General features: G+C 68.3%; 23 protein-coding genes and 1 tRNA gene. 19 read left to right on the top strand and 5 right to left on the bottom strand.

Going from position 1 to position 24,785, the window contains the following annotated elements; translation table 11 throughout:
* Positions 1–181 precede the first annotated feature (181 nt).
* The 5 genes from ACIOHC_RS00355 to ACIOHC_RS00375 all read left to right on the top strand — a co-directional run bounded on the left by ACIOHC_RS00355 (position 182) and on the right by ACIOHC_RS00375 (position 6,384).
* Positions 182–673, top strand: coding sequence for a hypothetical protein (locus tag ACIOHC_RS00355; RefSeq protein ID WP_351073503.1), 492 nt, complete (start codon positions 182–184; stop codon positions 671–673).
* A gap of 63 nt (positions 674–736) precedes the next feature.
* Positions 737–2,206, top strand: a complete 1,470-nt coding sequence (locus tag ACIOHC_RS00360; protein ID WP_351073501.1) for a translation initiation factor IF-2 — start codon at positions 737–739, stop codon at positions 2,204–2,206.
* Between the two features lie 27 nt (positions 2,207–2,233).
* On the top strand, positions 2,234–3,631 hold the full coding sequence (gene mycP, locus ACIOHC_RS00365) for a type VII secretion-associated serine protease mycosin (protein ID WP_351073499.1): 1,398 nt from the start codon (positions 2,234–2,236) through the stop codon (positions 3,629–3,631).
* A gap of 509 nt (positions 3,632–4,140) precedes the next feature.
* On the top strand, positions 4,141–5,310 hold the full coding sequence (gene mycP / locus ACIOHC_RS00370) for a type VII secretion-associated serine protease mycosin (protein WP_351073497.1): 1,170 nt from the start codon (positions 4,141–4,143) through the stop codon (positions 5,308–5,310).
* A 411-nt stretch (positions 5,311–5,721) separates the two neighbouring features.
* The gene (locus ACIOHC_RS00375; protein ID WP_351073495.1) at positions 5,722–6,384 is read left to right on the top strand and encodes a hypothetical protein; all 663 of its coding nucleotides are present in this window, start codon (positions 5,722–5,724) and stop codon (positions 6,382–6,384) included.
* Between the two features lie 203 nt (positions 6,385–6,587).
* Here ACIOHC_RS00375 and ACIOHC_RS00380 read toward each other — a convergent pair whose 3' ends face one another.
* Complete coding sequence (locus tag ACIOHC_RS00380; protein ID WP_351073493.1) at positions 6,588–6,995, bottom strand: hypothetical protein; 408 nt, start codon at positions 6,993–6,995, stop codon at positions 6,588–6,590.
* A gap of 123 nt (positions 6,996–7,118) precedes the next feature.
* Between ACIOHC_RS00380 and ACIOHC_RS00385 the strand changes: the two genes are divergently transcribed.
* The 6 genes from ACIOHC_RS00385 (at position 7,119) to ACIOHC_RS00410 (ending at position 11,975) form a co-directional block, all read left to right on the top strand.
* Positions 7,119–7,895: a helix-turn-helix transcriptional regulator gene (locus tag ACIOHC_RS00385; RefSeq protein WP_351073491.1), complete on the top strand. Its 777-nt coding sequence runs from the start codon at positions 7,119–7,121 to the stop codon at positions 7,893–7,895.
* Positions 7,892–8,140 (top strand): DUF397 domain-containing protein, encoded by a 249-nt coding sequence (locus ACIOHC_RS00390; protein ID WP_351073489.1) that lies wholly within the window; start codon positions 7,892–7,894, stop codon positions 8,138–8,140. The genes ACIOHC_RS00385 and ACIOHC_RS00390 overlap by 4 nt, the downstream gene beginning before the upstream one ends.
* Positions 8,141–8,148: 8 nt before the next feature.
* Positions 8,149–8,703: an AAA family ATPase gene (locus tag ACIOHC_RS00395; RefSeq protein ID WP_351073487.1), complete on the top strand. Its 555-nt coding sequence runs from the start codon at positions 8,149–8,151 to the stop codon at positions 8,701–8,703.
* A gap of 161 nt (positions 8,704–8,864) precedes the next feature.
* Positions 8,865–9,290: a hypothetical protein gene (locus ACIOHC_RS00400; protein WP_351073485.1), complete on the top strand. Its 426-nt coding sequence runs from the start codon at positions 8,865–8,867 to the stop codon at positions 9,288–9,290.
* Positions 9,291–9,306: 16 nt separating this feature from the next.
* Positions 9,307–11,394 carry a hypothetical protein gene (locus ACIOHC_RS00405; protein WP_401840749.1) on the top strand — a complete coding sequence of 696 codons (2,088 nt, stop codon included), beginning with the start codon at positions 9,307–9,309 and terminating at the stop codon, positions 11,392–11,394.
* A complete protein-coding gene (locus ACIOHC_RS00410) occupies positions 11,391–11,975 on the top strand; it encodes a hypothetical protein (RefSeq protein WP_365689156.1) in 585 nt (194 codons plus the stop codon). The genes ACIOHC_RS00405 and ACIOHC_RS00410 overlap by 4 nt, the downstream gene beginning before the upstream one ends.
* 111 nt (positions 11,976–12,086) lie before the next feature.
* Here ACIOHC_RS00410 and ACIOHC_RS00415 read toward each other — a convergent pair.
* Positions 12,087–12,161 (bottom strand) — tRNA-Cys (locus tag ACIOHC_RS00415).
* A gap of 268 nt (positions 12,162–12,429) precedes the next feature.
* Between ACIOHC_RS00415 and ACIOHC_RS00420 the strand changes: the two genes are divergently transcribed.
* The 4 genes from ACIOHC_RS00420 (at position 12,430) to ACIOHC_RS00435 (ending at position 16,389) form a co-directional block, all read left to right on the top strand.
* Complete coding sequence (locus ACIOHC_RS00420; RefSeq protein ID WP_401841211.1) at positions 12,430–13,845, top strand: MFS transporter; 1,416 nt, start codon at positions 12,430–12,432, stop codon at positions 13,843–13,845.
* 32 nt (positions 13,846–13,877) lie between these two features.
* A complete protein-coding gene (locus tag ACIOHC_RS00425; protein WP_114249050.1) occupies positions 13,878–14,075 on the top strand; it encodes an Arc family DNA-binding protein in 198 nt (65 codons plus the stop codon).
* Positions 14,075–14,443, top strand: a complete 369-nt coding sequence (locus ACIOHC_RS00430; RefSeq protein ID WP_351073477.1) for a type II toxin-antitoxin system death-on-curing family toxin — start codon at positions 14,075–14,077, stop codon at positions 14,441–14,443. Before ACIOHC_RS00425 ends, ACIOHC_RS00430 begins: the two co-directional genes overlap by 1 nt.
* Positions 14,444–14,607: 164 nt before the next feature.
* Complete coding sequence (locus ACIOHC_RS00435; protein ID WP_365689160.1) at positions 14,608–16,389, top strand: DEAD/DEAH box helicase; 1,782 nt, start codon at positions 14,608–14,610, stop codon at positions 16,387–16,389.
* Between the two features lie 225 nt (positions 16,390–16,614).
* Here ACIOHC_RS00435 and ACIOHC_RS00440 read toward each other — a convergent pair whose 3' ends face one another.
* Positions 16,615–17,163 (bottom strand): hypothetical protein, encoded by a 549-nt coding sequence (locus ACIOHC_RS00440; protein WP_365689161.1) that lies wholly within the window; start codon positions 17,161–17,163, stop codon positions 16,615–16,617.
* Positions 17,164–17,466: 303 nt separating this feature from the next.
* On the opposite strand from ACIOHC_RS00440, the gene ACIOHC_RS00445 reads away from it, so the two are divergent.
* The 4 genes from ACIOHC_RS00445 (at position 17,467) to ACIOHC_RS00460 (ending at position 23,099) form a co-directional block, all read left to right on the top strand.
* Positions 17,467–19,080, top strand: a complete 1,614-nt coding sequence (locus ACIOHC_RS00445) for a hypothetical protein (protein ID WP_351073473.1) — start codon at positions 17,467–17,469, stop codon at positions 19,078–19,080.
* Positions 19,081–19,330: 250 nt separating this feature from the next.
* Positions 19,331–21,265 carry a hypothetical protein gene (locus tag ACIOHC_RS00450; protein WP_401840753.1) on the top strand — a complete coding sequence of 645 codons (1,935 nt, stop codon included), beginning with the start codon at positions 19,331–19,333 and terminating at the stop codon, positions 21,263–21,265.
* 335 nt (positions 21,266–21,600) lie between these two features.
* A complete protein-coding gene (locus ACIOHC_RS00455; RefSeq protein WP_148838225.1) occupies positions 21,601–22,242 on the top strand; it encodes an IclR family transcriptional regulator in 642 nt (213 codons plus the stop codon).
* A gap of 68 nt (positions 22,243–22,310) precedes the next feature.
* Positions 22,311–23,099, top strand: coding sequence for a S16 family serine protease (locus tag ACIOHC_RS00460; protein ID WP_401840757.1), 789 nt, complete (start codon positions 22,311–22,313; stop codon positions 23,097–23,099).
* On the opposite strand, the gene ACIOHC_RS00465 is transcribed toward ACIOHC_RS00460, so the two are convergent.
* On the bottom strand, positions 23,038–24,423 hold the full coding sequence (locus ACIOHC_RS00465; RefSeq protein ID WP_401840759.1) for an MFS transporter: 1,386 nt from the start codon (positions 24,421–24,423) through the stop codon (positions 23,038–23,040). The two genes, ACIOHC_RS00460 and ACIOHC_RS00465, sit on opposite strands and share 62 nt — an antisense overlap.
* The gene (locus ACIOHC_RS00470; protein ID WP_401840762.1) at positions 24,420–24,617 is read right to left on the bottom strand and encodes a hypothetical protein; all 198 of its coding nucleotides are present in this window, start codon (positions 24,615–24,617) and stop codon (positions 24,420–24,422) included. Before ACIOHC_RS00470 ends, ACIOHC_RS00465 begins: the two co-directional genes overlap by 4 nt.
* Positions 24,618–24,785: the final 168 nt, after the last annotated feature.

Genomic DNA, 24,785 nt, shown 5'->3' on the forward strand with positions numbered 1-24,785 from the left:
GGCGTGATCCGATGCGGTCCGGGTTGCAGGTGCAACCCGGAGATGCGCGCTGTCACCGGTGGTGACTAAGGTGAACCCCGAGGCTGAAGTCGAAGCATCAATCGGCTGTTGCTAAACGGGGGAGGTTGCTGTGGGACAGAGTGATCCGGGGGCGGAGTCTTCGCCGTATCCACTGAGTTTCGTGGGTGCCGTGGGTGGGATGGGGGCGGTGGCCCCGGGCGCCGCGAACGAACTGTTCACCGAGCTGTCGTCGTTCACCAAGTTCCGCGACCGCATCGACGAACTCCTGCGCAACCTCAAGGCGTCTCCGGCCGGTCCGGGGAAGGTCGGCGAGGACACGATGGGGCGCGAGAAGTTCGGCGGCGGTGAGAAGGGGTGGATAGAGGCCGAGGCTCTCCACGGCTCGTACTCCGCGGTCATCAAGGAGCTGGAAGGGCTGTCTAAGCTGCTGTCCGACTCAATCGAGGGCATGAGCATCGCGGTCCTCGCGTCCCACAAGGGTTACGAGCACGTCGACTTGGACGTCCGTCAGCGAATGCTTGCGATCCAGGGCAGCACGGAGGCGCACCACAAGGCCGAACAGGCCGCGGCGGACGTTGCTGCGAAGAGCGCACACAAGCCTCCGGCCAAGTCGGATGAGCCGGGGGACACGTCTGACAGCCGTGCCTATTGATGCCGGTGGAGTTGTTCTCTGCATGCGAAGGACAGGGACGAGGGCGGGGAGAGAGGCGGCGTCATGGGTACGGATTTTGACAAAAAAACTCACGAGGAAATGCTGAAGTGGCTGGACCAGGCACACAGCGGTGAGATCCAGGGGGCCGCTGACCGTCTGAAGAGCGCCGCGTCGGAGATCCGTAAGATCGCCGAGGAGCTGAAGGTCCGTCCGCAGTGGGTGGAGTGGAAGGGCGAGGGCGCCGAAGCATTCCGTACGTGGAGCGCGGACCTGGCCAACGCGACGCTGCGCCTGGGTGATTACAGCGAGGGCGCCTCGAAGTGGCTCGGTGAGGCATCGAACGCGATCGCGTCGGCACAGGTGTCGATTCCTCGGACGGAGGCGGGCGCACAGGCGAATCTGGAGGCCGCCCTCGCCGCACGAAACGATCCTGACGCTTCGGCGGTGGCGAAGAAGTCAGCAGAGACGTTGATCGCGTCGAGGGAGAAGAACCGCGAAGAGGCGGCTGCGCAGATGCGGAAGTTGGCGCAGACGTACAGCTTCTCGTCGACGCAGATGGCCGGCCTGGAGAAGCCGGTGTTCCCGGCTATGCCGGAGGTGATCGCGCCGCAGGCTACACAGAAGCGCGACGGGGCACAAGACGGACACGTCGCGCTTGGAGGTGGATACGGGCCTGCTGCCAGCGGCGCGGGATACACCACCACTGCATCGGGACATAGCACCGATGCAACAACTGGTGTGACGGCGCTCGGGGGCATGGGCATGACCTCGCACACCGTGTCGCCGCCCGCGTCGAGACCGGTGGACATGGGGATTGACGGACTGGCCGTGCTGCCGGATGCTCCATCCACCCCGCTGGCCAACCCGGTGTTGCCGCCGACCGGACCCAGGCAGGACACCGTCCTCCCGCCGACTGTGGGAACACTTCCGCCTGTCCCCAATATCAGCCCCTCCGCACCGCCCCGCACCAGTGGAGGAGGCAGAACGCTCGGGATGCCACGTACGCCGGTGTCTGCACCGGGTGTGAATCCGCTTGCCTCTGGGCCCGTGGGCCGTTCCGCCGGGCCTGGGATCACCGGCGGGCGTGTTGTGCCCCCAACCTCAGGCCGTCCTGCGGTCGGTATTCCGCGTGGGATGGTCATGGGCACCGAGAACGCTCACGGCTCGGCACCCATGGGACGTGCTCCAAGCATGAGCGGTGGGATTGGTCCCGGCGTCTCTCCGAACTCAGCTGGCGGCGGACGTCGACTGGCCAGCGAGGCGGGTGGCGTAGTCGGGGGGCGCCAGCAGCAGGGCCGAGCGGGTGTCCGACCGTTCACGCCTGGAGGGTCAGGTCTGCTGAGAGGTGGCGCCTCGGGGGAATCGGAGCGCGGCGCAGGGCTGGCAGGACGGGGTGGTGGGATCGCTCCTCAAGGCCCTCGGACGAATGGGGCAGGGCGTGACGAAGGCGGAAAGCGGCCGGACTACCTGGTTGAAGACGATGAGACCTGGCAACAGGGTGAACGACGGGTTGTCCCGCCGGTCATCGACTGATCAACACAGAACTGATAAGGGATTCGGATGCGCATCAGGAGCTGGGAACTAACACGACGGCAAACCGCGACGTCGGCCGCGTTGAGCCTGCTTCTGATGGGCGGCGCCGCCATGCCCGCGTCTGCCGACACCGCACGCTCCATGCAGTGGCACCTCGATGTCATGAAGGCCGAAGAGATGTGGAAGACGAGCACGGGCAAGGGAGTCATTGTGGCCGTGCTCGACAGTGGTGTGGATCCATCGAACCCTGACCTTGGCGGGCAGGTGCTCAGGGGAAAGGACTTGGAGCCGGATGCCGCAGGTGACGAGCACACCGACTACGACGGTCACGGTACGAGCATGGCGGGGCTGATCGCAGGGACGGGAAGGAGCAACGGAGGGAGGGGTGCGTTCGGGCTTGCGCCGGGGGCCAAGATTCTCCCAGTCCGTATGCCTGAGTCCGGGGTTGGTGCAAACCAGGCAGAGGGGGATGCCGAATTCAACCGAGTTGCTCCCGTGGCGATTCGGTATGCGGTCGACCGAGGCGCAAAGGTCATCAACATATCCCTGGGCGCGCACGCAGGGTCGCAGGCGCTGTCGGATGCCGTGAAGTACGCACTTGACAAAGGGTCGTTGATCTTCGCTGCGGCGGGCAACAGCGGTGACGGAGCCAACCTGGTCGAGTATCCAGCTGGTACACCAGGGGTTGTCGGTATTGGGGCCATCGACCAGGATGGGAAGAAGACTGACGAGTCCCAGCACGGGCCGCAGATCGATTTCACGGCGCCAGGCATTGACATGGTCCACCCCTGCACAGGCGGAACTCAGTTGTGCAAGACGAGCGGAACTAGTGACGCCACTGCCATCGCCTCCGCATCCGCCGCCCTCATCTGGTCCAAGCACCCTGACTGGACCAACAATCAGGTCCTCCGCGCCATGCTGAATACGGCCGGTGGTCCGACCAGCGGTGCCAAGCGGAATGACTACGTGGGTTACGGCTCTGTCCGTCCCCGTATTGTGCTGAAGAACCCGGGCAACCCCGGACCGGCAGACGTGTACCCGCTCCCTGACCTCGCAGCGGCCGAGAGCCCCAGCCCCTCCGCCGAGCCTTCCAAGGCGACCGGAAGTTCAAAGGACACTGACAAACCCGCCGCAGCAGCCCCGGCATCCGGCGACACCAGCAGCAAGACCGGCCTCTGGATCGGCCTAGGTATCGGCGGAGCCGTGCTCGTCGGCGCAGTGGCCACCGCTCTGGCTATCCGATCCCGCCGCCGCGGGTCCGCCCCCGCAGCCGCGCCACCCGCGTACCCGTACCAGCCTCCGCACTCCAACCCGTACCAGCAACCCCAGCTGCAACATCAGCCCACGCACCCGGCTTTCGGTCCCCCACCCGGCTCCAACTCGCCCTACGGCGGACCTCCATACGGTGAAGAGCCAAGGAACTGATCAGGCGCTGAAAGACAACAAAGCCGGCCAGCCGACCGTCAGACGGGGACGACATCGTCGGCGGCCATTTTTGCTCCGCAGGCTTCCGGTTGACTGACGGGCAGTCTTTCTCACGGCACTGCAATCGATGGCGAGGAACCTGCTCCAGCCGCGCGTCAATGGGGCATGGCAGGGCATGAGCGGCATCGGTGCGGCCAGAAGTGCATCGTTGGCAGTAGACGTCTGTCAGGTGCGACCGGCTGCCGCCCACAGCAGCCCGGACGTGCGAGTGCTCGCCCCTTCACTCCAGGTGGCACCGGTTTGGTACGGGGAGCTGAGGTCGCGGGTGCCAGCGGACCGGCAGGACGGGCGGGCGCATTCGCTCGGCAACGCCAGGGCGATGTCCGTCGCGACGTGGCGAAGAGAGGCCGAATTACGTCACAGAGGATGAGGCGACCTGGCATACGGGCGACCGGCGTGTCTTGCCTCCGGTCATCGACTGATCGCCAAGAGACATGTGAAGGAATCGGATGCGTAGCAGCAGCTTGGGAGTCACTCGCTGTCGAACTGTGGTTTCCGTTGCCTTGGGGTTGATGCTGGTCGGTGTCACCCCCTTGTCCGCGCATGCGGATTCTGTGCGTTCCCGGCAATGGCACTTGGATGCCATGAAGGCCAATGACATGTGGGTAGTTAGCACCGGTGAGAAGGTGACCGTTGCAGTCGTCGACTCAGGTGTGGACTCTTCGAACCCGGACCTTCTGGGGCAAGTGCTCAGGGGCAAGGATCTGGCGCCGGACTCTTCTGGCGATGAACGCGTTGACTGCAACGGTCACGGTACCGGAATAGCGGGTCTTATTGCCGGAACAGGCGAATCTGGGGGCGGAGACGGAGCCTTCGGCCTTGCACCCGACGCGAAGATTCTTCCGATTCGATTGCGGGATGACTCCGGTAAGGTCAATGGTGCTACGGGCAGTGCCAACTTCAACAGAGATCTGACCGTAGCAATTCGCTATGCTGCGGATAAAGGGGCGAAGGTCATCAACGTCTCGCTAGGAAACGAGGTTGGAACGCGACAGCTTTCGGATGCCGTGAAATATGCGCTCGACAAGGGCTCGCTCGTCTTCGCGGCTGCCGGGAATAGCGGTGACAAGGGCAACTCGCTTGAGTACCTGGCGGGGACCCCAGGTGTTGTGGGAGTGGCATCGATCGGCAAGAATCTCACGACGGACAAGACGTCGCAGCACGGGCCACAGGTTGATCTTTCGGCCCCTGGGACGGGCGTGATCCATGCATGTGGTGGTGGGGCCGAGCTCTGCGAGACAAGCGGAACCAGTGACGCGACTGCAATTACTTCCGCTTCCGCAGCCTTGATCTGGTCCAAGCACCCGGACTGGACGAACAATCAAGTTCTGCGTGTCATGCTCAATACTGCCAGTGGACCGGCCGACGGGGTCAAGCGTAACGATTATGTGAGGTACGGCGGCGGTCGGCCGAGGACCGTTCTGAAGATTCCGACGCCGCAGTCACCCCACCCGCGTACACGCCCCAATCCCCGTCCCCCAACCCGTACCAGCAATCCCAGCCTCACCAGCAGTCCGCACACCCGGCCAATGCGCCCCTCCCGACCGCTCCCCCCGGCTCCCACTCGCCCTACGGTGGGCCTCCCTACGATGAAGGGCAGCGCTGAAGCGCCGTCTTGATGCACCAGGCGATTTCGCGCGTCACCGGCTGTCGGTTCGGGTACTGGGAGCAGCAGGGCTTCCACGTCGTCAGCGTCGTCCGCGACAACGACACGCCCCGGATCCGGGGCGAGCACCCCGACGGGTCCACCGTCTCCATGGAAGTCGGCGGCATCGGCAACGTATCCCTCAGTGCGGGACTCAGCTGTGCCGAGAACTCTGCGATGACCTGTCCGACGGGTGCACCCGGCCGCCCTGGTGGACCGAAGTCGGAGGAGTCGGGGGCAGTCGGCCTTCTGGTCGTCCGGCGCGAGTCGTTGACCCGAAAAGGCTGTTGCACTCAGAGTCCCGTGTCCCGCCCGTCGAACCTGCCGCTTCGCCGCTGCCGGCCGCGGCCTCGGCGTATCCGGGTCGGGGCCCTACGATCAAGGCATGGCTAAGCGCAAGGTGCACCAGAGGACCAAGAAGGTCCTGGGTGCTGAACCGTCGGCCCTGGTGTGGTGCAGCATTCCCCAGGCCATACCGAAGCCACCGAGAGACGTACACCGGGCCGCCGGCAAGGGGCGGCTGAAAGGGCGTCACCACTGGCTGCTGTACGTGGGCGCGGTGGTGTTCTGTGTCGTCATCATCCCGGTCTATCTGATCGACATGCTCGGGAAGCGGATCGACAGGATGCTCCAGGGTCGGGCGCGGCGCAGTGAGCCCGGCCGGAGAAGAGAGACGCCGTCCAGAGACCGCGGGCCCGGGGACGGTGTCTTCGACGGAGACTGGAACCTGGCGGCAGGTCAGCTGCTGCTGCGGTGGTTCTCGCAGTCGCCCAGTCCGCGACGGCTGGTCCTGTTGGACCGGGACCGTGTCTGTGTCGCGGCCTCGCCGCGTCGCCGTCTTGCGGCAACGAAGGCCAACGACTTCGAGGTCGTGGCGGAATTCAGGGCCGACGAGGCGCGCATCGAGGCGGAGGCGGGGCAGCCGCGAGGCTTCGCCACGTTCCGTATCCGCTTCGCGGACGGCTCCTGGCTGGAGCTCGGCAATCTGGCCGAGCCCGAGGACGCCGACCACTTCCTGCGGACGGTGGCGGCCGGGGCCGGAGGCTGAGCTCGGCCGCCGATGCCTCGCTGGCACGACAAGCGGACTGCGTCCATGGACCAGACCGTGGTGCCGGGATGACGTGCGCGGTGACACCAGTACGGCTTCTGCGATGTGTGCTTCGGGCGTCGGCGCTCGCGGCTTGTCCGGACCGGTAGCGAACACGGCCGGGAGGGTCGAAGGCCGAGCAGATGAGGGCGGCGCCGTCCGCCTCACGGCTCCTCCGGAGCCAGTTGCGCCATCACCAGCCCGTACAGCAGCTCCACGTCCACGAACTCCCCTTCTTCCGGTGCCCCGCATCGCCAGCTCAGCGGGTACGTGTTGCCGTCCGGTGCGGGGATTCCTACGTACTGGTCACAGGCAGCCGGCCCGAAGCACCTGGTGCCCGGTGGCCAGTCGTACTCCTTGCTCGACCCGGGCGGGATCAGGAAGTACGTCCACCGGGCGCCCGCGATCTCCCGTACGACCGGGCCCGGTTCGCCTTCGGTGAGCGTCCCGAGGTGCTGAAGTACTGCCTCGCCTCTAACTCCTCGTAGCCGGATGGCGTCGAAGTGGATTCCGGCCAGGTGGAGTTGGAGCCCGGCAGCAGGTACCCATTCGGGGAGTTTCTTGCTCGTCATGACCTCAAGCATCCAGGCATATGCATAGCGTGACCAGGAGGACGCGGTCCACATCGACGGGATGTGGTGAGGGTGGTGGTGGCTGTGGGGACGAGTGGTGAGCCGTCGCAGGTGCGGCGGCTCGTGGGCGAACTGATCCGTATCCATCGGGTGCGGGCCGGGCTCACGCAGAAGGACGCGGCGGACAAGCTGTTGATCTCGGAGTCGCTGATGGGGGCGGTCGAGCGGGCGGAGCGCATTCCGTCGCTGGAACTGCTGGCCGACGCGGACCGGGTCTTCGTCGCGGGCGGTGCGCTGAAGGCGTGCATCGAGCTGATCGACGAGGAGAAGTACCCGGCGAAGTTCCTGGACTGGGCGCGGCTGGAACGGCAGGCGCGGGTCATCAGCGCGTACGAGACGATGCTGATCCCGGGGCTGCTCCAGACGGAGGCGTACGCGTACGCCCTCTACCGGGCGCGCAAACCCGCGTACACCGAGGACGAGATCGTCCGGCACGTCGAGGCTCGACTGGAGCGGCAGGCCGTGCTGATGCGTACGCCTCCGCCGTACGTCGGGTTCGTCATCGAGGAGTCGATCCTGGACCGGACGCTCGGCGGCGCGGAGGTGCTGAAGGAGCAGTTGCTGCATCTGCTGGAGTGCATGCGGCGGATGAACCACCTCACGGTGCAGGTGATGCCCTCGGATCAGCACACACACGCGGGATTGAACGGGCCGATGCAGTTGATGTGTACGGCGGAAGGCCGCAATCTGGTCTTCGCGGAGAGCCAGGGCGGCGATAGGTTGATCTCCAGGCCGGAGCAGGTGGGTGACACGTTCGACCTCTTCGGCATCCTGCGGGCCCAGGCGTTCAACCCCTGGAAATCGGCGGAGATCATCGAAACGAAGGCGAGGCAACTGTGACCACCGGGCCCCAGTTCTCCTGGTTCAAGTCCAGCTACAGCGGCAACGAGGGCGAAGCCTGCGTCGAAGTCGCCTACGACTGGCGCAAGTCCAGCTACAGCAACAACGAGGGCGGAGCCTGCGTAGAGGTCGCCACCTGCCCCCACACCGTCCACGTCCGCGACTCCAAGGTCACCGACGGCCCCACCTTCGCCGTCACCCCCGACGCATGGGCCGCCTTCCTGGCCGGCGCTGTCGCGGGCTGACCGCGAACGTGTCGCAAGCTGCCGATCCCGGTCCCGCTGTCATCCTCATCACCGGTGTGATGGCCTCCGGTAAGTCCACCGTCGCCCAGGCGCTCGCCGAGCGGCTGCCGCGCGCTGTCCATGTGCGGGGGGATGTCTTCCGGCGGATGGTGGTGTCCGGGCGGGCCGAGATGGTGCCGGGGGCGTACGAGGAGGCTGCCGCTCAACTCCGGCTCCGATACCGGTTGTCCGCGATGACGGCCGACACGTACGCGGACGAGGGCTGGACCGTCGTGGTGCAGGACGTGGTGCTCGGGGAGGAGTTGGCCGCGTACGTCGATCTCGTACGGACCCGGCCGCTGTACGTCGTCGTGCTCGCCCCCGAGCCGCGAGTCGTTGCCGAGCGGGAGGCCGGGCGGGGCAAGAGCGGTTACGGGGCCGGTTGGACGGTCGAGTCGCTGGACCGGGTGCTGCGGGAGGAGACGCCGCCGATCGGGCTCTGGCTGGATACGACCGGTCAGGCCGTGGAGCAGACGGTCGACGCGGTCCTCGCGGAGCTCGGCCGGGCGCGGGTGATGGAGTGAGTGGGGCGGGCCGGAGCAGGGGCGGGGCGACGCGGGCCATGTGCGAGATGCCGGGAAGGTGCCCTGACTCGCCCAGGTGAATGCGAGCGGATAGCGTTGACGCCCAGCGAACGCGGAACGCAGGGTTCGGCGCTGCTTGGGATGTTGATACGGGGGATCGCGTGACGTTCGACGCGGAATGGGCGACGCTTCGTGCGGAATCCACGCAACGAGTCAATATGCGACTCAATGGTACCGGCGGAGGACAAGGCGGATCCGGTGGTCCGGATCTGGAAGTAAATCAAGATAACCTGGGTGAAATCGGGCATGAAGCCTATGAGTTGCATACCCGGCTGTCCAAGGATGGCGATCAGGCCCGGCCCTCGACCTTCGACGCGGCGATCGCGCTCACCAACGGGAACTTCGAGAGCGGTTCGGCGCTGCTGAAGGTCCACGACCGTTGGAACACGCACTTGCACACGCTGCTCGATGCCTGCGCGCAGATCTCGAACCATCTCGACTACACGAAATCCGCGCATGCGAAGGACGACGTCCAGATCGGTGGCGACCTGATCTCGGTGTCCAAACTCAACGAATATCTCAAGTAGTTCACGGGGAATGTGCATGTTGAAGTTCGAGGACATCATTGACGCGCCGGTGGCCAAACTCAAGACGGCCGCAGAGGCGTGGTCGAACATGGTCACCCAGTTGGACCGTCTGGCGGAGGATGCACGGGACGGCATGAAGGCCAAGGCCGACAAGGCCGAATGGGAAGGGGCCAACGCGGGGGTGACCAAGGCGTTCATCGGCAAGTCCGCGAAGGAGTTCGCTGATGCCGCCGCGGAGGCCAAGGGGGTCAAGCAGCTCCTTCAGGACGCGCATACGGCTGTCCGGCAGGCCCGTGACGACCTCGTGCGCATACGTGACGACGAGGGGCCCGCCGCCGGCGTCCATGTCGATGCCAAGGGGAAGGTGACGGCACGGCACCCGCTGGAGGACGACTTCGGAGCGCGGCACGACCCGGACTACCCGGACGCTCTGCGAAAGCAGCGCGCCGCAGTCGATGCCTGGCAGAAGAAGATCGATCAGGTCGTCAAGAACTGCAATGAAACTGACGAATCGTTCAAGCGGGCGCTCGAAGCGAACGTGACGGAGCGCCCCGACTTCAACGCACCCGAGTACGAGAGCCTGGGCGAGGAGCAGAAGGATGCCGTGGAGGCCATCAAGGCGGCCGAGGACATGGCGCGGCTCGCCAAGAGCAAGGGGGACGACATGTCCCCCGAGGAGTTCGACAAGTTCAACCAGACGCTGGCGCGGTACAAGGACAATCCGCTCTTCCAGGAGAAGTTCGCCACCACACTCGGTGCGCGTGGGACGCTCGACTTCTGGGCGGATCTGGCCGATGTCAGCGACGGCGGTGATCTGATGCGTTCCCGCCGTGGCGACATGGCTGAGATGCAGAAGAACTTCAGCCTGGTTCTGGCCGGAGCGACGCATTCCGACAGTCCTGCGATGCAGAGCTGGGAACGCGACATGGTGAAGCTCGGTGACGAGCAGATCCAGAGCCGGGGCACACGTGTCTACGGTTTCCAGATCATGAGCAACTTCATGCGGGTCGGGGACTACGACAGCAAGTTCCTCAACGACTACGGAAATGCGCTGGTTGCCACCGAACAGAAGATGAAACTGCCGTCCCACTACTGGAACAACGGTATGGGTGGGCCTGGAAAACTGAACTTCATGGGCGAGGAGTTCGGTCGGGATCCGATGACGGGCTTCATGACGGCGCTGTCCAACAATCCCGATGCGGCAACGGATTTCTTCAACACGACGGAACCGAACGACAACGCGCAGTATTTGCTCTCGGGCAAGCGTGACGTGTTCGACGACACTCCGCTGAACCACGGTGACGCGAACCAGGCGAACGACGCCACGGGCAAGGCCTTGCTCGCCGCGGCCACCGGAATGAACCCGAACGATCCCGATGCCCCCCTGGCGGCACACGGCCCGCAGCACCGGGAAGTACTGGAGCGCTCACTCAAGTACATCGCGGAGGCGGGCGACGACTTCCCGCCCGAGATGCGCGACGACATGGCCATCGTGCTGGGCAATCACTCCGACGAAGTGCACTACACGGCGAGTGCCCTGGCGGACGATCCGAATGACCCGAAGCTTCTCGACCGGCACGATCTGGTCGAGGTCGCCAAACAGGTGTCACGTGATCAGAACGCCTACGGTGTTCTGAACGAGGCATTGAACAAGGAGATGGTCCGGGACATCCACGACGACCATCCCAAGGATCCCAGGGAGACCCTGCTGCGGGCCGGTCACACCACCGGGTTCCTGGAAGAGGCGCGCTACCAGGCGCTCAAGACCGACAAGGACGACCCCTCCTGGGACGCGAAGTGGCTGTACCACGGCTTCGGCGGTGCGGCGAACTTCATTCCGGTGGCCGGTGATGCCGTTCAGCGTGGTGTCGACGCCCTCGCCTACCGCTGGCAGTTGGAGGAGCAGGCCCGGATAGACGGGGAGATACAGGAGACCAACTCGAAGGTGTTCGGGCAGCGGGAGCAGCAACTGGCCGAACTCGCGCGGCAGTGGGAGGCCGCCAACCCGGAAAGCGGGCGCAGCACCTACACCGCGACCGACGAGATCAACGGGGCGGCTTTCGACGGCAACCATCGGGCCAAGGGCCTTCTGGGGGTTCAGTGAACATCTCGACCGGCCGGGGCCGTACCCGGCTCCTCACACGACACGCGGCCGTTACCGCCGGCCTGTGCGCCATGCTGCTGGCCGTATCGGCCTGTGGCGGTGACGACGGCAAAGATCGCGACTACGCCGTGCCGGACCGGCTGTGCGGGGTTGACGTCGATGAGGGCACGCTGGCCCCGTTGCTGCCGACCGGTAAGAAGCTCGAAGAGCGGGATTCCGGTTCCGTGCCGGGCAGTGCCCGCTGTGCGCTCACTGTCGACGGACTGCCGGCGCTGTCCGTTCTGGGTGACGTCCTGGACGCCGGCGCCGACCCCTTCGCGAAAGCGGACTGGTATCTGAGGCTGGGGAAGGACGCGGGGGGAAAGGACGGGGCGCGTTACGAGGGCGTTCGCGTCCTGGACCGTTTTGCGCTTTCCGTGGCGAAGTGTGCGGATCCTGATTCCGCGCGGAAGTACGCCGTACTCGTCGAACTCTCCGAGACCGATCCGGTGCCCGAGAACGTCGCCGACCGGCGAAAGGCGTTGAAGGAATTCGTCGACGGGTATGCACCCGCCGCGCTCAAGACGCACGGTTGTTCCTGAGAGGGGGCTGTTCCTGAGGCGTGGGACCGCGCCTGGGACGCGGGGCTGTTCCTGAAAGGCCGAAAGCCCGCCCGGCGCGACGTATGACGCGTGCTGGGCGGGCGTACTGCGTGGAGGCCGTGACCGGATTCGAACCGGTGTAACTCGAGTTGCAGTCGAGCCCCTGAACCACTCGGGCACACGGCCGTGTGTTTCTTGCTGTGGTTCGACCGTAGGGGCGGGTGTTCTCGGTGCTCAAGAGCGCGGGGCGGGTCGCAATGCGACTGCCACACCGCGTTCACGATCGGGTTCTGCCCCGCCCGCCCGGCACGTCGCGGTCCTACGACCAACGGACGAGCGGCGGACCGTCTCGCGACAGGGTCCATATGAGATCTTGCCCCTTACTCTTGGGCTCATGAGTGCCCTGGAACCACGAGACGCCGGTACCGATACCGGTACCGCCGTCCCTGCGGCGATGTCGACCCCACCCGTCGAATCCGAAGGCGTGCTCGGTCGCACCTATCGGGCGCTCAGTGTCGGCATCGTCTCCGTCGTGTTCCTGATCGCCTTCGAGGCGACCGCCGTGGGGACCGCGATGCCGGTCGCCGCCCGTGAGCTGCACGGCATTCCGCTCTACGCGTTCGCGTTCTCCGCGTACTTCACCACCAGCCTGTTCGCCATGGTGCTCTCCGGGCAGTGGGCGGACCGGCGTGGGCCGCTGGCGCCGCTCGCCACCGGGATCAGCGCGTTCGGGGCGGGGCTGTTGCTGTCGGGCACGGCGGGCAGCATGTGGATGTTCATCGCCGGACGGGCCGTCCAGGGGCTCGGCGGCGGGCTGGTGATCGTGGCGTTGTACGTGGTGATCAGCCGGGCCTATCCGGAGCGTCTGCGGCCGTCCATCATGGCCGCGTTCGCCGCGAGCTGGGTGATCCCGTCCGTCGTCGGACCGCTCGCCGCCGGGAGCGTGACCGAGCACCTGGGGTGGCGGTGGGTCTTCATCGGTATCCCCGTGCTCGTGGTGTTCCCGCTGGCGCTCGCGCTGCCCGCGATCCGGCGGCGGGCGTCGGGACCGGCCGATCCCGCGGCTCCCGTCGAGCCGTACGACCGGCGCCGCATCGTGCTCGCGCTCGGGATCTCGGTGGGGGCGGGGCTGCTCCAGTACGCGGGGCAGGAGCGGAACTGGTTCGCGCTGCTGCCGGCCGTGGTGGGCGTTGCCCTGCTCGTTCCCGCCGTGCGGGGGCTGCTGCCCCCGGGTACGGGCCGGGCGGCGCGTGGGCTGCCGTCGGTGGTGCTGCTGCGCGGGGTGGCGGCCGGGTCGTTCATCGCCGCCGAGTCGTTCGTACCGCTGATGCTGGTGACCGAGCGCGGACTGAGCCCGACCCTGGCGGGGCTCTCGCTCGCGGCCGGGGGCGGGACCTGGGCACTCGGTTCGTACGTGCAGTCCCGGCCGCGCCTGGAGCCGTACCGGGAACGTCTGATGGTGGGCGGCATGGTGCTGGTCGCCGCGGCGATCGCGGCGGCGCCGTCGGTGCTGATCGACGCGGTGCCGGTCTGGACGGTGGCCGTGGCCTGGGCCTTCGGGTGCTTCGGCATGGGCATGGTGATCGCATCGACGAGCGTGCTGCTGCTGAAGCTGTCGGCGCCGGAGGAGGCGGGGGCGAACTCGGCCGCCCTTCAGATCTCCGACGGACTGTCCAACGTCCTGCTGCTGGCCGCGGGCGGGGCGGCCTTCGCCGCACTCGGCGGCGGGACGGTGGGGGCGGTGCACGAGGCCGTGGAGGCGGGGGTCTCCGGATCCCACCCGGGGGCGTTCGCGGTGGTCTTCCTGCCGATGGCGGGGGTGGCGCTGGTGGGGGCGTGGGTGGCGGGGCGGGTGCGGGCAAAGTCTTAGCACCGCGTGGTACCGCGCGGTACCATTCGCGCATGGCTGGTCTGAATCTGCGGTTCACCGAGGAAGAGCTGGACGCACTGCGCGCGCGTGCCGAGTCGGAGGGGCGGAGCATGCAGTCCTTCGCGCACGACGCGGTGATCACCGCCATAAACGAACACTCGCGCCTCTTCAACGAGGCGGCGGACCACGTGCTGAAGGTGAGTGAGGAGCTCAACCGGAGGCTCGCCTGATGAAGTACCTGACCCTGCCCGAGCTGCTTAATCTTGCTGAGCGTCTTGGGGCTGCCGAAGTGCGCGATTACGGGCTGCTCGATTCGGCACTCGCCCGCCCGCAGGCGAGCGTCTTCGGCCAGGACGCCTATCCGGACGTCTGGCAGAAGGCCGCCGCACTCATGGAGTCCCTCGCACGCAACCACGCGCTCGTCGACGGCAACAAGCGCATCGCCTGGTATGCCACCTGGGTCTTCCTGCACATCAACGGGCACCGGCTGAGCGTGGACTTCGATGTCGACGAGGCCGAGAAGTTCGTGCTGGACGTGTGCCAGGGGGTCCTCGACATGCCCAGGATCGCGGAACGGCTCCCCGGGTTCGCCGCGTAGCAGCGACCTGTGAAGAGGGTCTCAGCAGGCTCGAACCACCGCTCGTCCATACGGGGTTCCGGTCGGCCCCCCGGTAAGGTGGCCCGGTTGTCGTATCGCGTACGTGCCCGTCCCGGTCCGTACGGACAGCGCCCCACGTACCCGAGAGACCCGAACCGGAGACCGTGACTACTACCGCCTCCCACCACCTCTCACCCGCCTTCCCCGGCCGCGCCCCCTGGGGCACGGCCGGCAAGCTGCGAGCCTGGCAGCAGGGCGCCATGGAGAAGTACATCCAGGAGCAGCCGCGCGACTTCCTCGCGGTCGCCACCCCCGGCGCGGGGAAGACCACCTTCGCGCTGACCCTCGCGTCATGGTTGCTGCACCACCACGTCGTGCAGCAGGTCACCGTCGTCGCGCCGACCGAGCACCTGAAGAAGCAGTGGGCCGAGGCAGCGGCCCGGATAGGGATCAAGCTCGACCCCGACTACAGTGCGGGCCCGCTGAGCAAGGAGTACGACGGCGTCGCGGTCACCTACGCGGGTGTCGGCGTCCGCCCGATGCTGCACCGCAACCGGTGCGAGCAGCGCAAGACCCTCGTGATCCTCGACGAGATCCATCACGCCGGTGACTCGAAGTCCTGGGGCGAGGCGTGCCAGGAGGCGTTCGACCCGGCCACCCGGCGGCTCGCGCTCACCGGTACGCCGTTCCGGTCCGACACCAATCCGATCCCCTTCGTCGTGTACGAGGAGGGCAACGACGGCATCCGGCGCTCCTCGGCCGACTACACGTACGGCTACGGCAACGCGCTCGCCGACGGCGTCGTCCGGCCCGTGATCTTCCTCAGCTACAGCGGCAACATGCGCTGGCGGACCAAGGCCGGTGACGAGATCGCCGCCCGGCTCGGCGAGCCGATGACCAAGGACGCCATCGGGCAGGCCTGGCGTACCGCGCTCTCGCCCACCGGGGACTGGATCCCCAATGTGCTGAGCGCCGCCGACAAGCGGCTGACCGAGGTGCGCAAGGGCATTCCGGACGCCGGTGGGCTGGTCATCGCCACCGACCAGGAGTCGGCGCGCGCGTACGCCAAGATCCTGAAGCAGGTCACCGGCGAGAAGGCCACCGTGGTCCTCTCCGACGAGAAGGCCGCGTCGAAGAGGATCGACCAGTTCAGCCAGGACGAATCGCGCTGGATGGTTGCGGTCCGCATGGTGTCGGAGGGCGTCGACGTGCCGCGTCTCGCCGTGGGCGTGTACGCGACCACCATCTCCACGCCGCTCTTCTTCGCGCAGGCCGTCGGGCGTTTCGTGCGCTCGCGCAGGCGCGGCGAGACCGCTTCCGTCTTCGTGCCGACCATCCCGATGCTCCTCGACTTCGCGAACGAGATGGAGGTCGAACGGGACCACGTCCTCGACAAGCCCAAGAACGGCAGCGACGAGGAGAACCCGTTCGCGGAGGAGGACAAGCTCCTCGCCGATGCCGAGAAGCTGGAGGACGAGGAGACCGAGGACCAGCTGCCCTTCGAGGCCCTCGAATCCGACGCGGTCTTCGACCGGGTGCTCTACGACGGTGCCGAATTCGGCATGCAGGCGCATCCCGGGAGCGAGGAGGAGCAGGACTACCTGGGGATTCCGGGACTGCTGGAGCCCGACCAGGTGCAGCTGCTGCTCCAGAAGCGGCAGACCCGTCAGATCGCCCACAGCCGTCAGAAGCCGGCCGGGGAAGCCGATCTGCTGGAGAAGCCGGCCGAGGCGCGGCCGGTGGTCACCCACAAGCAGCTGCTGGGGCTGCGCAAGCAGCTCAACACGATGGTGTCGGCGTACACGCACCAGAGCGGCAAGCCGCACGGTGTGATCCACACCGAGCTGCGCCGGGTCTGCGGCGGGCCGCCGAGCGCCGAGGCCACGGCCGGGCAGATCCAGCAGCGGATCAAGAAGGTTCAGGAGTGGGCCACCCGTATGAGGTGAGTCCGCTCCCACGAAGTGCCGGCCCGGGGCGGGGACAGCGGTCCTCGCCCCGGGCCGGCGTCGTTCGTGCGGACCTGGTGCGGATCGGGTGCTGGTCGGGCCCGGTCGACGCCGGGCGGACGGACGGACGGCCCGCTGACGGGCGGATGCCGGACGGGCCGGTGTCGGACGGACCGGTGTCGGACGGACCGGTACCGGGCGGTTACCGGGATCCCGGGCCGACGGCTACCAGGTGAAGGGCGCGGACTGGTTGACCGTGGCCACACACGGAACCGTGGCCGACGTCGGGGACGAGGCCACGATCTGCAAGGACCAGTTCGTGGCGCTCGGCGGACCGGACAGCACCACGGAGTCGGTGCGGTCACCCGCCGCCAGGGTGCCGGAGGTGAGCTTGAGCGGTCCCAGGGTGATCGGGTTGGGGCTGGTCATGCCGGGGTTGGTCTTCCCGGAGAACTGCACCTGACTGGTGACGCCGCCCGAGGTCTTGGTGAGCTTGAGCGTCGTCGTGATGCTGTTCGGGTCGGCGCTGGTGCCCGGCGGCATCGTGATCGCCGTGGAGTTGATCTTGATGGTCTTGGTCGTGCCCGAGTCGACGGCGGTCAGGGTGGCGAGACCGCTGCCCCAGGTTCCGCAGTCGTACGTGGCCGTCGCGGTCGACGGGGTCACCGCCTGGGCGGTCGGCGCCAGGGCGAGCGCGCCGGCCACGGAACAGGCCGCGGCCAGCACCAGCGGGAGGCGTCTTCGGTTCGGCGAACGCAATGAAGGGACTGACATGACGAGGGGAACTCCTTCCGGTTGAATTCCGCAGATTCGCAGGATTCGGCGCAATCCTCGATGTGCGATCTTCTTGCGGATCTGCGTGCCGGGCCCGGCATGTCGGGTGCAGTGAAACGGTGATCTTCAGAGATGTCAAGAGATGCCAACAGGTGCACTTAAAGTGCCCGTGGAAATGCTTTTCGGGCATTTCAGATAAGGATCAGTCAATTCTCTCTTGACTTCTCCGCACGCGACCTCCTCAATGTGCGCAATCAATGGGCCATGGAGGGGTGTCTGGTGATTCGACGACGAAGACCCGGCGTGACCGGTCTGCTCGCTGCCTGCTTCGTACTGTCCCTGAGCTGCGTCGGGGCCACCGCCCAGGCCGCTCCGCCGCCCGCGCCGCAGGCCGCCGGTACGGTCGCCCCGACCGTCCACTGCATCCTGCCCGCCGGTCAGGGCGAGGCCACCGGGCCGCAGCAGATGACCGTCGAACTGTCGCCCGCGGTCGTCGCGCCGGGCGGCAAGGTGCACGCGAAGGTCACACTCGGCCCGTCCCCCGCCACCAGCGCTCTCGCGCTGGACGACGTGCCCACCATTCCCAGTCTCGACCTCGCCATGTCCGGCGGGGCCACCGGCACCGTCACCGTGCGGGGCGCCGAGTTCACGATGGACATCCCGGCCGGTACGCCCATCGAACTCCCGCCGTACGAGGGGGACTTCCTGGTTCCGGCGGACGCCTCCGGCGAGATCTCCTTCGCCCCGGTCCGTACGCTGACACAGACGAAGGTGCTCGGTTCGGTCTTCGAGACGCCCTGCGACGTGGTCGACGGGGGCGGCTCCGTCGGCACCGTCACGGTGGAGGGCACCGGCTCCGAGCCCGCGCACCTGACCGCTCCCGCCGACCCCGTACGTCCCAACACCGCCGTGACACTGGGGGGTTCGGGATGGACACCGGGCGGCGCGCCCGTGCCGTCGCTCTGCGCGGCGGGCGGTGGCGGCTGCGATCCGCTGAAGTTCAAGGGCCACACCCTCACCATCGACAGCTACGGAACGCTGCACGGCACGGCCACCCTCGCGGAGGCCGGTGCGGTGCCGGACGGCGCGTACGAGGTGAAGGTCAACGACGGTACGAAGGAGGCCACTGCCCCTCTCACGGTCAGGGCCGTCGCGGCCGGCGACCGCGAGATCTCGCTGTCGCAGAGCAGCGGGCCGGTCGGCAGCGTGATCACGGTCAGCGGCAAGAACTACAACCCGGACCGCTGGATCAATGTCATCGGTCTCGACGCGACGGGCACCGGGCTCGACGACAGCGCGGTCTACGTCAAGAGCGGCCCGGACGGCACCTTCGCCGTCGAGTTCACCGTGATCTCCGACGCCGTCGTCGCCGTCCAGGCCGACGAGGGCAATGATCCGGCGACGGTACGGACCGCCCCGTTCACCGTCTCCACGGGCGGGGGAGGCGGCGGCAGCGCCGACCAGCGGCTGAAGGCCTCGGTCCGGGCCGGGACGCTGTCCATGGTCCAGGACGGCGACACCGTCGACTTCGGCACGACGGTCCTGGGCACCGGCAGCGGTGTGCAGCGCTCCCGGCTCAACCGGGTCGAGGTGGAGGACGCCCGAGGCGTCAACAGCGGCTGGTCCCTCACCGCCACCCTCACCGGCTTCACCAGCGCCGACGGGGGCACCATCCCGGCGGACGCCGTCCGGTGGACACCCAGATGCACGGCGCAGAACGGAAGCGTGGGGGTGCCGGTGGCCGGCTCGCCCGCCGCGCTCGGGAGCGAGGCGGCGAGCCTCTGCCGGATGAATCCGGACGGATCCCGCCCGTTCACGGGCGGCCGGTTCGACGCCGATGCCGATCTCACTCTGACGGTGCCCGGATTCACCCGGCCCGGAGATTACAGCGCCACCCTGACACTCACTCTTCTCTGAGATCCGTCACCGTCGGGGAAACCAGGGAAGCCAGGGAAACCAGGGAAGTCAGGGAAAGTACCGGAGACGCCCGCCTGCTCCGTATCGCAATGGAGCAGGCGGGCGTCGCCATTTCGAATTCGAAACATTTCCGTAGTCGCGAAGGAGCCGCATGTCCGTACGGCCGAGATCGAGAAGACCAGAAGGACCGGGAAGGCGAGGAGGGTCGGGTGCGGTATTACGTCGTGCCGTCGCGCTCACCGCGGGGACCGTGCTCGTCTGGACCGGTGGGACCGTCGTACTCGCCCCCGCCGCCCACGCGGGTACGGTCGCCCCGACCGTCCACTGTTCCCTGCCCGCCGGTCAGGGCGAGGCCACCGGGCCGCAGCAGATGAGCGTCGACCTCTCGCCGGCCATCGTCGACCCCGGCGGCAAGGTCCACGCCAAGGTCACCCTCGGACCGTCGCCCGCGACCAGCGGGCTCAGCCTGAGCAATGTGCCCACCACCCCCAGCATCGACTTCGCCATGTCGGGCGGCGCGACCGGCACGGTCACCGTCACCGGGCCCCAGATCAACCTCGACATCCCGTCCGGGAAGCCCATCGAGATCCCTCCGTACGAAGGGGACTTCATCATCCCGGCCGACGCGAGCGGGCCGATCTCCTTCGCCCCGGTGCGCAATCTGACGCGTACGAAAGTGCTCGGCTCCACCTATGAGACCCCGTGCGACGTGGTCGGCGGGGGCGGCTCCATCGGTACCGTGACCGCCGAGGGAACCGCGGGACATCCGGCCACCCTGACCGCGCCCGCCACCGCCGTCCGGCCGTCCGCGGCCGTCGCCCTGACCGGCAGCCTGTGGACCGTCGGCGCCACCCCCGTACCGTCGCTGTGCTCGGCGGACGGCGGCGGCTGCGACACCGGCAAGTTCGTCTCCAGCACCCTGGCGATCAGCGGCGCGGGGGAGCTGACCGGAAACGCGGTCCTCGCTCCCGCGGGCACGGTGCCGGACGGCTCGTACCTGGTGAAGGTCGGCGACGGCACGAAGGAGGCGACCGCGCCCCTGACCGTCAAGGCGTACGTCCCCGGCGGGCCGCGGGCCATCGCGCTCTCCCGCGCCGGCGCGCCGGTCGGCAGCGTCGTCCAGGTCACCGGCAGCAACTACTTCCAGGACCGCTGGATCAACACCGTCGGCCTGGACGCGAGCGGGGCGACGCTCGACGACACCGCCGTCTATGTGAAGAGCACCCCCGACGGCACGTTCAGCGTCGACTTCACCGTCTCCGACCCGGCCATCGCCGCGATCCAGGTCGACGAGGGCAACGATCCGGCCACCGTGCTGACCACGCCGTTCACCGTGACCGACGCCTCCGCGACGCTCTCCGCGGGCGCGGCGAAGGTCAAACCCGGCGGGACGATCACCCTCTCCGGCGGTGACTGGCCCACCGGCACCACACCCGTCGCCGCGCTCTGCGCCGCCGACGGCAGCGGCTGCGACAGCGCGCGGATCAGTGGTTCCACTCTCCGGATCAGCGCCGACGGAACGCTCGCCGGTACGGTCACCGTGGCCGGACCCACCCCGCGCGCCGTGTACGCGCTCCGGGTCACCGCCGCAGGAGCGCAGGCGGCCACCCCGCTGACCGTGGCCCCGTCCTTCGTCGTCCTCACCCCGTCGGCCGGCCCGAAGGGCACCGCCGTCACCGTCCTCGGTCAGGGCTTCGCGAAGGTCGCCACCGTGTCCATCGTCGGTCTGCGGGCCGACGGATCGCAGACGTCCGACCCGGCGAGGACCAAGGTGGTCGGGCTGGACGGGGCGTTCTCACAGACCTTCACGGTCAACGCCACCGACACCGTCGCGATCCGGGTCCGGGAGGTCCTCGTCAACCCCAGGACCGAGACGGCGGCGTTCACCGTGCAGGACGGGAGCGTTCCCGCCGGGCCGGCCTTCGCGCTCTCGCCGCCCGAGGGCCCGGTCGGCACGGCGGTCCAGGTGACCGGGCGGGGCTTCGCCCCCGTTGCCACGGTCTCGGTGACCGGCCGCACCGCGGACGGGAAGCAGACCTCGGACTCGTACGTCACCCGGGTCATCGGACTGGACGGCACCTTCGCTCTCAACTTCACCGTCCGCGACCCGGCGACGAAGGCGATCAGGGCCTGCGAGGTGCTCGTGAACGGAAAAATTGTGCAACAGTCGTTCACGGTGAGCTAACGCCCGTTCACGTCCGGTGCACGAAGCGTCGCCGGGACGTCGGCCGACCTGGACGCGCGTAGACGTCCAGGATTCGGCCGACGCCGCGCTGACCGGCCCTTATGCTTCTTCAAGCCAACTCCCCTTCCGCTGACGCCCGGATTCTGGACGAGGTCTTCCGCTGAGCGGACTGGCTCGCTACTGTCCCCAAAAATGAACGCCCCGTGGCAACGCCGCCGCGGAGCGCAGCCGGTGCCTTGGCCAGGCCGGCGGCCTCTCCGTGCGCAGCCGCTGGGACCGGCGGCGCACCTTCCGTGGGACCAGCCGCCGCCGCTCACCAAAGAGGAGAGGGCGTCGTGACCGCGGAAACCTCCCAGACGCTCGACCGGGGACTGAGGGTCCTCAAACTGCTCGCCGACACCGACCACGGCCTGACCGTCACCGAGTTGTCCAACAGACTCGGCGTCAACCGAACCGTGGTCTACCGTCTGCTCGCCACCCTGGAACAGCACGCACTGGTGCGCCGCGATCTGGGCGGCCGGGCCAGAGTGGGTCTCGGCGTGCTGCGCCTGGGCCGCCAGGTGCATCCGCTCGTCCGGGAGGCCGCGCTCCCCGCGCTGCGCTCCCTCGCCGAGGACATCGGCGCCACCGCTCATCTCACACTGGTCGACGGCAGCGACGCGCTGGCGGTCGCGGTCGTCGAGCCGACCTGGACCGACTATCACGTGGCCTACCGGGCCGGCTTCCGCCACCCGCTGGACCGGGGCGCCGCGGGCCGGGCGATACTCGCCGCCCGCCAGAAGCCGGTGGGGGAGACGGCCTTCACCCTCACCCACGGCGAACTGGAAGCCGGGGCGAGCGGGGCCGCGGCCGCGCTGGTCGGGGTGACGGGGGTCGAGGGCAGTGTGGGTGTGGTGATGCTCGCCGACTCCGTACCCGAACGGGTCGGCCCCCGTGTGGTGGACGCGGCCCGCGAGGTGGCGGACGCGCTCAGGTAGGGCTTTCGGTGGGTGCGGTCCGCGCCACCCGGCCCGCGCGCGGTCGCCCCGGCGGTTAGATTGGGCGGGTGCTCACTCGTCTCTCGCGCTCCCGCACCCTCACCCTGTGCGCCCTGCCCGTCCTCGCCCTGTTCGGTGTGGCGGCCTTCGCGCCGCTGCCGTTCACGCTGGCGCAGCCCGGCACGACCGCGAACGTGCTCGGGAACGATCACGGCACGCCGGTGATCAGCATCAAGGGCGCGCCCACCCGCCCCACGAAGGGCGAGCTGCGGATGACGACGATCGTCGCGACCGGTCCCACCGCCGACGTCGGCATCGGCGATGTGATCGACGGCTGGTTCCGTACGGACCGGGCGGTGCTGCCCCGCAACTCCGTCTACCCGACCGGCGGCTCCGAGAAGGAGATCGAGAAGCACAACCTCGAAGACATGAGGAAGTCGCAGAACTCCGCCGTCGACGCGGCCCTGAACTACCTCGGCAAGCCCAAGGGCTCGGTCGACGTCACCCTGCACCTCGCCGATGTGGGCGGCCCGAGCGCGGGACTGTTCTTCGCGCTCGGCATCGTCGACAAGCTCGCGGGCGACGGCTCCGGCGGCGATCTCACCGGTGGCCGCACCATCGCGGGCACCGGAACGATCCAGGCGAACGGCGAGGTCGGGGCGGTCGGCGGGGTGTCGCTGAAGACTCAGGCCGCGCACCGCGACGGTGCGACCGTCTTCCTCGTCCCGAAGGCCGAATGCACCGAGGCGGGCGCCGAGCTTCCCAAGGGGCTCCGGCTGATCCCGGTCACGACCCTCAAGAACGCGGTGTCCTCGCTCCGGGCGCTGGAGCAGGGCCACAAGGTACCGAGCTGCTGACCTCGGCGGCGGCCGGTGACGGGACGGCGGCCTCCACCGCTTCCACCGCCCCGGACCCCGGCCTCTCCTCGACCCCGGACCCCACCTCGTCCATCGTGCGCCACACCGGGAACACCACCGGGCTCAGCGTCGCCAGCAGATACACCCCGCCCATCGCCAGCAGCGCGCCGCGCGCACCCGCGCTCTCCACCAGCAGGCCCGCCGCGAGACCGCCCACCGGCATGGCGAGTTCGCCGCCCGCCGTGAGGACCCCGGAGACCCGGCTGCGCAGCTCGTCGGGCACGCTTCCGTAGATCACCGTCGTCAGGACCGGGTTCAGCACCCCGCCCGCGATGCCGCTCAGCGCCATGGTCACGGCGAGCGGCAGCGTCGTACCGGTCAGCGCCGCGACGGCGTACCTGGGCGCACCGCACAACAGCACGCACACCGTGAACACGGCCCGCCGCGAGAAGCGGTCGCCGAACCATCCGTACAGCAGCGCCCCGGTCAGTCCACCGGCGCCGAAGAGCGCGGTGAGCAGCCCGATGTCCCGGGCACCGCCCAGTTCGGCGGAGGCGTGCACCGGCAGCAGGACGGCGTTCCAGCCCTGATCGGTGCCGTTCATGAACATGACCATCACCACGACCGCCAGCAGCAGCCGGTTGCCCAGCAAGTAGGTGTATCCCTCGCGCAGTTCGGTGCGGTACGCGCGCAGCGACACCGGTGCGGCGGCCCTGCGGGGTTCGGCCGCCCGCACTCCGCGCACCCCGAACGCGATCAGCAGCGCGGACGTCAGGAACGTCGCGGCGTCCAGCAGCAGCACGGTCTCCGCGCCGACCAGCGCGATCAGCATGCCGGCCAGCGCCGCGCCGACCATCCGGGCGCCGCGTGAGACGGCGTCGAAGAGGCTGGCGGCACGGGCGAGGGTGGTGACGGCGTGTTCGGCGAGATCCGGCACGAGGACGTAGCGCGCCGTGTTGCCCGGGGTGTGCAGGAGCCCGCTGACGGCCATCAGCGCGCACAGCGTCCAGAACGCCAGGGCGTCCGCGTAGTACAGCAGCGGGATGGCGGCGACGGCGAGGCCGCACACCAGGTCGGAGGCGACGGAGACCCGGCGGCGTCCGATCCGGTCGATGACGGGCCCGCCGATCAGTGCGGAGACGACGATCGGCAGCGTCGCGCAGAAGGCGACGGCACCGGCCCGCCCCGCACTGCCCGTGGTCTCCAGGACGAACCACGGCACCCCGATCAGTGTGAGTGAAGTACCGGCCGTGGAGATGGAGTTGGCGGACAGTACGGCGATGAGCGGGATGCGGTCGCGACTGCGGTCCCCCCGGCCGCTCATGCCGTACCGGGCGCGATGGAGGGGCGGTCGGGGCTGTGGGGCATGATGCGCAGCCCCGATTCCACGAGGATCCGGCCCAGTCGGGCGCGCAGCGAGGCGCGCGGATCAGCCGGGACGAGATCGAAATCCGTTGCCTGTTGCCGTAGTTCGGCGGAGCGCTGGTCGTGCAGCAGCAGATGAGTGTCGGAGTGCATGGTGGTGTCCTTCCGGTCGGAGGGGCTCGTTCCTCGGCGACTTCGTTCCTCGGTGACTTCGTCGCACGGCCGGCCCGGGGTCCGGCGGGCTTCCCGCACGGCCGGCAGGCGGCGTCGCGCGGTGGACCCGCCCGTCGGACGGGTCCGTCGCTCTTCGGGTCGTCGCCC

Source organism: Streptomyces sp. NPDC088252, from assembly GCF_044740965.1.
In the GTDB taxonomy this organism is placed as follows: domain Bacteria; phylum Actinomycetota; class Actinomycetes; order Streptomycetales; family Streptomycetaceae; genus Streptomyces.